The sequence below is a fragment of the Acidovorax sp. FG60 genome, from assembly GCF_057808995.1.
The window spans coordinates 137740-146673 of the sequence record NZ_JBMDJC010000012.1 but is presented as its reverse complement, the minus strand read 5'-3'; the positions used below and the strand labels follow the sequence as shown (position 1 = coordinate 146673).

General features: G+C 64.7%; 6 protein-coding genes. 4 read left to right on the top strand and 2 right to left on the bottom strand.

The window, feature by feature from the left end; all coding sequences use genetic code 11:
- Positions 1–283 precede the first annotated feature (283 nt).
- Complete coding sequence (locus ACODS0_RS18530; protein ID WP_488836336.1) at positions 284–742, bottom strand: (2Fe-2S)-binding protein; 459 nt, start codon at positions 740–742, stop codon at positions 284–286.
- Between the two features lie 19 nt (positions 743–761).
- A complete protein-coding gene (locus ACODS0_RS18525) occupies positions 762–3032 on the bottom strand; it encodes a xanthine dehydrogenase family protein molybdopterin-binding subunit (protein ID WP_488836334.1) in 2271 nt (756 codons plus the stop codon).
- 338 nt (positions 3033–3370) lie between these two features.
- Here ACODS0_RS18525 and urtA point away from each other — a divergent pair, with 338 nt between their 5' ends.
- The 4 genes from urtA to urtD all read left to right on the top strand — a co-directional run bounded on the left by urtA (position 3371) and on the right by urtD (position 8411).
- Entirely contained in the window at positions 3371–4642 is a 1272-nt protein-coding gene (urtA, locus tag ACODS0_RS18520; protein WP_121423059.1) for an urea ABC transporter substrate-binding protein, read from the top strand.
- Positions 4643–4800: 158 nt separating this feature from the next.
- Positions 4801–6381, top strand: a complete 1581-nt coding sequence (gene urtB, locus ACODS0_RS18515) for an urea ABC transporter permease subunit UrtB (protein WP_488836332.1) — start codon at positions 4801–4803, stop codon at positions 6379–6381.
- A 21-nt stretch (positions 6382–6402) separates the two neighbouring features.
- Positions 6403–7539 carry an urea ABC transporter permease subunit UrtC gene (urtC, locus tag ACODS0_RS18510; protein WP_121422540.1) on the top strand — a complete coding sequence of 379 codons (1137 nt, stop codon included), beginning with the start codon at positions 6403–6405 and terminating at the stop codon, positions 7537–7539.
- Positions 7536–8411 carry an urea ABC transporter ATP-binding protein UrtD gene (urtD, locus tag ACODS0_RS18505; protein WP_488836330.1) on the top strand — a complete coding sequence of 292 codons (876 nt, stop codon included), beginning with the start codon at positions 7536–7538 and terminating at the stop codon, positions 8409–8411. The genes urtC and urtD overlap by 4 nt, the downstream gene beginning before the upstream one ends.
- Positions 8412–8934 lie beyond the last annotated feature (523 nt).

Sequence of the window (8934 nt, the reverse complement as noted above, 5' to 3'; positions counted from 1 at the left end):
GCGAAGGGACGCAGCGTGTAGGGTCGCCTTCTCTTTGGTGACTTTCTCTTGGCGAGGCAAGAGAAAGTTACTGCGCCGCCGGGCGCACACCCCGGCCTCCGCCCTCTGCAAAGGCATGGGGATCGATCAGCGGAGGGCTTCGACAAGCTCAGCCCGAATGGGCAGATGAACCGATCAGACCCTGACAAACTCAGCCCGAATGGCCGACAGCCTGGGATATGCTACAAAAATAATAGCTATAAGCGCTTTATGGACAAGCGCCAGCGGCAGAAACAACCAAAAATCAACCCCGCCCCTCAGCCGCCTGATGAATCGCCGCCCGAATCCTCGGATACGTCCCGCACCGGCACGCATTGCCCCCCATTGCCGCATCAATGTCCGCATCGCTGGGCTTGGGGTTTTTCTTGAGCAGCGCGCAGGCCGACATGAGCTGCCCGCTCTGGCAGTAGCCACATTGCGCCACGTCCAGCACCGTCCACGCGCTGCGCAGGGCGGTGGCCTCGGGGCCTTGTAGCCCCTCAATGGTCGTGATGTCGGCATCGCCCACGGCCGACAGGGGCGTGATGCAGGCGCGCACGGGCTCGCCGTTCAGATGCACGGTGCAGGCGCCGCACAGCGCCATGCCGCAGCCAAACTTGGTGCCGTTCATGTGAAGCTCGCCGCGCAGCACCCACAGCAACGGGGTGTCGGGTTCGGCGGTGACGGCGATGGCTTTGCCGTTGATGCGCAGGGTGGTGGACATGGTGGTTCCTTGAATCGATTCAGGCCAGCTTCAGGGGCAGGGCGCGCAGGCGCTGGCCGGTGAGTGCGAAGAGGGCGTTGGCCACCGCAGGCGCAATGGGCGGCACGCCGGGCTCGCCCACGCCCTCGGGCGGCTCGGCGCTGTCGATGATGTGGGTCTCCACCCGCGGGCAGTCGGCCATGCGCAGCAGCGGCACGTCGTGAAAATTACTCTGCTGCACCTGCCCGTCCTTCAGGGTGATCTCGCCATACAGCGCCGCCGTGAGCCCAAACACCACGCCGCTTTCCATCTGCTGCGCAATCAGGTTGGGGTTGATGGCCGCGCCGCAGTCGACAACGCACACCACGCGGTGCACGCGGATGGCCTTGTCCGCCCCCACCGACACCTCGGCCACCTGCGCCACGATGGAGCCGAACGACTGGTGCAGTGCCACACCGCGCGCACGCTTCTCGCCCGCTGCACCCGGTGCCAGCGGTTTTCCCCAGTCCGCCAGCTCGGCCGCCTTTTGCAGCACCTTCAGATGGCGCGGGTGCTTTTGCAGCAGTGCGGCGCGAAACGCCACCGGGTCCTGCTTGGCCGCTGCTGCGGCCTCGTCCACAAAACTTTCCTTGAAAAACGCCTGGTGCGAGTGCCCGACCGAGCGCCAGAAGCCGACCGGCAGCGGCAGGTCGACGATCTCGTGCGCAATGCGCGCATGGGGCCATTCGTAGGGCTGGTCGAACGCGCCTTCGGACGTGGTCTTGTCCGGCCCTGCGCCTGCGAGGCCAAAGGTGCGCACCAGCACCTGCGGCACGATGGCCTGGCCCACCGACACGTTGTGCCAAGCCACCAGCTGGCCCTGCGCGTCAAACCCCGCCTTGAAGCGGGCCATGCAGGCCGGGCGGTAGAAGTCGTGCTGCGTGTCCTGCTCGCGGCTCCACAGCGTTTGCACCGGCGCACCCCCGGCGGCCTTGGCTATGGCGGCGGCCTGGGCCACGTAGTCGGCCTCCAGCCTGCGGCCAAAGCCGCCACCCAGCAGCAGCTGGTGCACGGTCACTTTTTTGTCGTCGATGCCGAGCGCCTTGGCCGCCGCGCGGCGCGCCAGGCCCGGCACCTGGGTGGATGTCCACACGGTGGCAGCGCCGTCTTTGAACTGCACCGTGCAGTTGATCGGCTCCAGCGCGGCGTGGGCCAGGTAGGGCGCGCGGTAGTCGGCGGTGATGGTGGTCGCAGCGCCTTGCATGGCCGCGTCCACATCGCCCGCGCTGTGGTAGCCAAAGCCTTTGGCCTGGTCCAGCGCCTGGGCCAGTCGCGCCATCACGGTTTCGCTCGACAAGGTGGCGGCGGGGCCGTGGTCCCATTCCACGGTGACTGCGGCGGCGGCCTTTTTGGCGTGCCACGGCGTGTCGGCAATCACGGCCACGCCGCCCGTGCCGCCGTGGTGGGGCGCCACTTCGAGCACGTGTTTCACGCCGGGCAGCTTCTGGGCGGCGGCTGCATCAAAGCGGGCCACCTTGCCGCCGCGTGTGGGGCACATCACGAGACAGGCGTGCAGCAGGCCGGGCGGGTTGGCGTCGATGCCGAACACGGCCGTTCCATCGAGTTTGGACGGCGCCTCGATGCGCGTGAGCGGCTTGCCGATCAGCTTGAACTGCGCGGGCTCTTTCAGCGTGACCTTGCCCGGCATGGGCTGCTGCGCGGCCAGGGCGGCCAGTTCGCCAAAGGTGGCGCGCTGCCCTGCAGAGTGTTCTACCCAGCCTGCGTTGGCCGTGCACTCGGTCGCCTGCACGCCCCACTGCGCAGCGGCAGCGCGGATCAGCATCGCACGCGCATGGGCGCCAGCTTCGCGCATGGGCAGCCACAGGTCTTTGATGCTGCTCGATCCGCCCGTCATCATCACGCCCACCTCGCGCATGGTCTTGGCCGTCAGCCAGCCGGCCACGGCCTTCATCGAGCCGTCGTTGTCGGGGTGAAACGGCAGGCCGTCCACCACCGTGGCGAGGTTGTTGTAGATATCGTCGATGGGCGTCATCTCCAGCCGCACCTGCGCCCAGTCGGCGTCCAGCTCTTCGGCCAGGATGGCGGCCAGGCCCGTGTGTGCGCCCTGGCCCATTTCGGACTTGGCCATCATCACCGTCACGGTGTTGTCGGCCCCCACTTTGACCCAGCCGTTCAACGCGGCCTGTCCGCGGGTCTGCGGCAGCGGGTCGGACGCGTGCAGGCGCTGGCGCGGCGGCATCACGCCCCAGCCAATGACCAGCGCGCCCGCTGTTGCGGCGCCGCCGAGGAGCACTGTGCGTCGTTTCACCATGGGTTCATTCCTTATTGGGGCCTTAGCCGCCCATCGTAAATCCGAGGGGCGTTTCTCCACCACCGGGATTGCCGCAGATTTTGAGTGTTTTCGGCCTCTAGCGCTTATCCATAAAGCGCCAAAAGCTATTAAATGCATAGCGTTTCGCCTACCCGACACAACGTGATTGACCCGGCCATTTACCTATGCAGCCGTGCCGCCGTGTACGCCACCCGGCGTATTTCCCAAGCAGGCCCCGCTCTCCAGAATCCATTCCATCGCTCGATCACCCAGGGCCCCGCAAGGGACCGCCGAGCGAAGCGGTTTGATTGATTGAAACCACCACCGGAGAAGCACACATGCAACGTCGTTATTCCCTCAAGGCCCTTGCGGCCGTCGCTACGCTCGCTGGCCTGTCTGCGCTGCCAGCCCACGCCCAGGACACGATCAAGGTCGGCATCCTGCACAGCCTGTCGGGCACCATGGCCATCTCCGAGACCGTGTTGAAAGACACTGTGCTCATGGCCATCGACGAGATCAACGCCAAGGGCGGCGTGCTGGGCAAGAAGCTCGAACCCGTGGTGGTGGACCCGGCCTCCAACTGGCCCCTGTTTGCCGAAAAAACCAAGCAGCTGCTCGGCCAGGACAAGGTCTCGGTCATCTTCGGCTGCTGGACCTCGGTGTCGCGCAAGTCGGTGCTGCCCGTGGTTGAAGAAATGAACGGCCTGCTGTTCTACCCCGTGCAGTACGAGGGTGAAGAACTGTCCAAGAACGTGTTCTACACCGGCGCCGCGCCCAACCAGCAAGCCATCCCTGCGGTGGACTACCTGATGAGCAAGGACGGCGGCAGCGCCAAGCGCTGGGTGCTGTTGGGCACCGACTACGTCTACCCCCGCACCACCAACAAGATCCTGCGCGCCTACCTCAAGTCCAAGGGCGTGAAGGATTCCGACATCGACGAGAAGTACACCCCGTTCGGCCACTCTGACTACCAGACCATCGTGGCCGACATCAAGAAGTTCAGCCAGGGCGGCAAGACGGCGGTGGTCTCCACCATCAACGGCGACTCTAACGTGCCCTTCTACAAGGAACTGGGCAACGCAGGCCTGAAGGCCAAGGACGTGCCTGTGGTCGCCTTCTCGGTGGGCGAGGAAGAACTGCGCGGCGTGGACACCAAGCCGCTGGTGGGCCACCTGGCCGCCTGGAACTACTTCCAGTCCATCAAGAGCCCCGCCAACACCGAGTTCATCAAGAAGTGGAGCGACTACGCCAAGGCCAAGGGCATTGCCGGCCACAAAGACAAGCCGCTCACCAACGACCCGATGGAAGCTACCTACATCGGTATCAACATGTGGGCCCAGGCCGTGACCAAGGCCAAGAGCACCGACACCGACAAGGTGATTGCCGCCATGGCTGGCCAGACCTTCAAGGCACCGTCGGGCATCGTCAGCAAGATGGACGAGAAGAACCACCACTTGCACAAGAGCGTGTTCATCGGCGAGATCAAGGCCGATGGCCAGTTCAACGTGGTGTGGAAGACGCCTGGTCCTGTGAAGGCCAAGCCATGGAGCCCGTACATCGAAGGCAACGACAAGAAGAAGGACGAGCCGGACGGCAAGTCGAAGCTGTGACACCCCCCTGAGGCGCTTCGCGCCTTCACCCCCTCTCTCACGCTTGTGCGTGGGAGGGGGGACGCCGCCAGCGCGGCGGGGCGGCCCTTGCGCGGCGGCCCTGGTCTTGGCCCTGCGCGCTGCACAGGCCTGTTTCTATTTGACCTACCGGCCCTCTCATGTTTGCCTCTTTCTTTCACCGCCTGATCGCCTGCCTGCTGCTGTGTGCAGCCGTGCAGGCGCACGCACTCACGGCCGAGGCGGCGCGGGCCATGGCCAGCGGCGATACCGACGAGCGCATCGCCGCGCTGCAGCAGGCCATTGCCACCCCCGACGACGCCACGCTGGCCTTCATCCGCGCGATGGGCGAAGACGCCGTCAAGATCGCAGGCGACAAGGCCATCGTCATGAAGGACGAAAAGGGCTACGACCCGGTGAGTGGCGCCGAGGTGCCTGTGCCCGACGATGCCGAAGACATCGTCAACAACAACCGCATGCGGGGCGAGTTCGACGCAGCGCTGGCTTCGCTGCAACTGCTGTCGCCCGATGTGGCCCAGCGCCGCACCGCCATCGACGCGCTGCGCGAAGAGACCGACGAGGCGCGTCTGCCCCTCATCGAGAAGGCCCTTGCCGCCGAGAAGGACGTTGCCCTGCAAGCCCGCCTTGAAGCCATCCGCGCGCGCATCCTGCTGGCCGGCAGCGACGCGTCGCAGCGCCTGAAGGCCGCGCAGTATCTGGCCACCAGCGGCAACCCCGGCACGCGCACCGTGCTGCTGGAGCAGCTGCGCAATGAACAGGATCCTCAGGTCAAAGCCGCCATCCAGGCCGCGCTGACCGCTGTGGAAGGCCGCCTGCAGTGGGGCGAAAAACTGGCCGCGCTGTTCACCGGCATCAGCCTGGGCTCCATCCTGCTGCTGGTGGCGCTGGGCCTGGCCATTACCTACGGGCTGATGGGTGTGATCAACATGGCCCACGGCGAGCTGATGATGATCGGCGCCTATGCCACCTATGTGATGCAGGGTGTGTTCCAGCGGTACTTTCCGGGTGCGTTCGACTGGTACCTGGTCGCGGCCGTGCCGGTGGCATTCATGGCTTCGGCCCTGATGGGCGCGGTGCTGGAGCGCAGCGTGATCCGCTTCTTGTATGGCCGCCCGCTGGAGACGTTGCTGGCCACCTGGGGCATCAGCCTGATGCTGCAGCAGCTGGTGCGCACCGTGTTCGGTGCGCAAAACGTGGGCGTGGAAAACCCCGCGTGGATGAGCGGCGGCGTGCAGCTCATGGAAAACCTGCAGCTGCCCTGGAACCGCGTGATCATCGTCGCCTTCGCGCTGGCGGTGCTGGCCGGTGTGGCCTTCCTCATCAGCAAAACGCGCCTTGGCCTGTTTGTGCGCGGTGTTACGCAGAACCGGCCCATTGCCTCGTGCATGGGCGTGAACACGGCGCGCGTCGATACCTATGCGTTTGCACTGGGCTCGGGCATCGCGGGCCTGGCGGGCTGCGCGCTGAGCCAGGTGGGCAACGTGGGGCCCGACCTGGGGCAGAGCTACATCGTGGACTCGTTCATGGTGGTGGTGCTGGGCGGTGTGGGCCAGCTGGCTGGCACCGTGTATGCCGCGCTGGGTCTGGGTGTGCTCAACAAGTTCCTCGAAGGCTGGACGGGCGCCGTGCTGGCCAAGATCGCCGTGCTGGTATTCATCATCATCTTCATCCAGAAGCGACCGCAGGGCATCTTTGCGGTCAAGGGGCGTACGGCCGATTGAGGCCGATAGAGACAGACTGATATGACTACGCCATCTCCTATCCAACTTCCTGCTCCGGCACCGCTGCTTACCCGCAGCGGCTGGTCAGCCTTTATCGTGGCGCTCATCGTGGTGTGCGCCGTGGCGCCCGTACTCAATCTGTGGGTGCCCGCAGGCAGCGCATTCCACCTCAGCGACTACGCCGTGGCGCTGCTCGGCAAGATCATGTGCTACGCCATCTGCGCACTCGCCATGGACTTGATCTGGGGCTACACCGGCATCCTGAGCCTGGGCCACGGCCTGTTCTTCGCTTTGGGTGGCTATGTGATGGGCATGTATCTCATGCGCCAGATCGGCCGCGACGGCAACTACAAGAGCGACCTGCCCGACTTCATGGTGTTCCTCGACTGGAAGGAGCTGCCCTGGCACTGGGCGCTGTCCGACAGCTTTGTGGCCACCTTAATCCTCATCGTGGCGGTGCCCGGCGTGATCGCGTTTGTGTTCGGCTACTTCGCCTTCCGCTCGCGCATCAAGGGTGTGTATTTCTCCATCATCACCCAGGCCATGACCTATGCGGCCATGCTGCTGTTCTTTCGCAACGAGACGGGCTTTGGCGGGAATAACGGCTTTACCGACTTCAAGCGCATTCTGGGCATGCCCCTGGCCACACAGAACATGCGCATGACGCTGTTCGTGCTCACGGGCGTGACGTTGCTGGTGTTCTTTTTGCTGGCCCGCTGGCTGGTGCGCAGCAAGTTTGGCCGCGTGCTGCAGGCGGTGCGCGATGCCGAAACGCGCGTCATGTTCTCGGGCTACTCGCCGCTGCCCTACAAGCTCACCATCTGGACCATCAGCGCCATGATGTGCGGCGTGGCGGGCGCTCTGTATGTGCCCCAGGTCGGCATCATCAACCCCGGCGAGATGAGCGCCGCCAACTCCATCGAGATCGCAGTGTGGGCTGCAGTGGGTGGCCGCGCCACGCTGATCGGGCCCATCGTGGGGGCGTTCATCGTCAACGGTGCCAAGAGCTGGCTCACCGTGACGGCGCCAGAGTTCTGGCTGTACTTTCTGGGCGCGCTGTTCATCGCCGTCACGCTGTTCCTGCCCGATGGTGTGGTGGGCCTGGTGAAGAAGTTGAAGAAGAACAACAACAAGAAGACCGAAGGAGCCGCGCCATGACGCCTGATCTGATGGACGAAGGCGCGCGGCGCATTCAGGCCCGGCTGGCACCTGCTGCGCTGGGCCAGACCGAATCCGGTGGCCGCACTGCAGGCTTCTCGCGCATCGCCACGCCCGGCGAGGTGGATATCACCCACGGCCGCATCCTGTACCTGGAAGATGTGAACGTAAGCTTTGACGGCTTCAAAGCCATCAATAACCTGAGCCTGGACATCGCACCCGGCGAGCTGCGCTGCATCATCGGCCCCAATGGTGCGGGCAAGACGACGATGATGGACATCATCACCGGCAAGACGCGGCCGGACAGCGGCACGGTGTATTTCGGCTCGACCATCGACCTGCTGCGCCACAACGAGCCGGAGATCGCTAGCCTGGGGATCGGCCGCAAGTTTCAGAAGCCCACGGTGTTTGAGCAGCTCAGTGTGTTCGAGAACCTGGAACTGGCCTTGAAGACGCACAAGGGCGTGACGTCGAGCATGTTCTTCCGTCTCGACTCAATGCAGTCGGACCGGCTGGCCGAGATCCTGCACACGATTCATCTGGCAGACAGCGTGGCGCGCATGGCGGGGAACCTGAGTCATGGGCAAAAGCAGTGGCTCGAGATTGGCATGCTGCTGATGCAGGACCCCAAGTTGTTGTTGCTGGATGAGCCGGTGGCGGGGATGACGGATGAGGAAACCGCGCGCACTGCGGAGCTGTTTTTGACACTCAAGGGCAAGCATTCGCTGATGGTGGTAGAGCACGACATGTCTTTCATTCGCACCATTTCGGAGATCGTGACGGTGTTGTGCGATGGGTCTGTGCTGGCGCAGGGGACGCTGGACCAGGTGCAGGCGGATGAGCGGGTGATTGAGGTTTATTTGGGGCGGTGATGGTGCTTTGCCGCTCTGGTTCCTTTGGTCTTGAGAACGTCCGCTATCCGTTCGGGCTGAGCCTGTCGAAGCCTGGGCGTGCTGGTTTGAAAAGCGCGCTTGTGTTGAAGGCGGAAGCCGGGTTATCGCCCCGGCGGGCGACTCACTTTTCTTTGCTTCGCCAAAGAAAAGTAAGCAAAAGAAAGGCGACCCCCAGTCTGCGAACCCTTCGCGTTGCGAAGGGGCAAACCTGCGTCTGGGCGGTCGCGGGGTGCGCCGCAGAACTCGCTGCGCGCCTGCGGCGCGCCGCTCGGACAACCACGGCGAGTCAGATCACGAAGCATGGGCGCTCCGACGCCCATGCCACCCCGCAACCGCCCCGCCGCAGGCGCAGCCAGCAGGGGGTTGGGCACCCGAACATCCAACAGCCGAACAGCCACACGGGCCTTTGCTTCGCTCGGCCTCACCTCGCGGGCGCAAGCGCCACGCGCTGCGCAAACTGGGCCGAGCGAAGCAATGGCCCGAATGGATGTCCGCTCCCCGG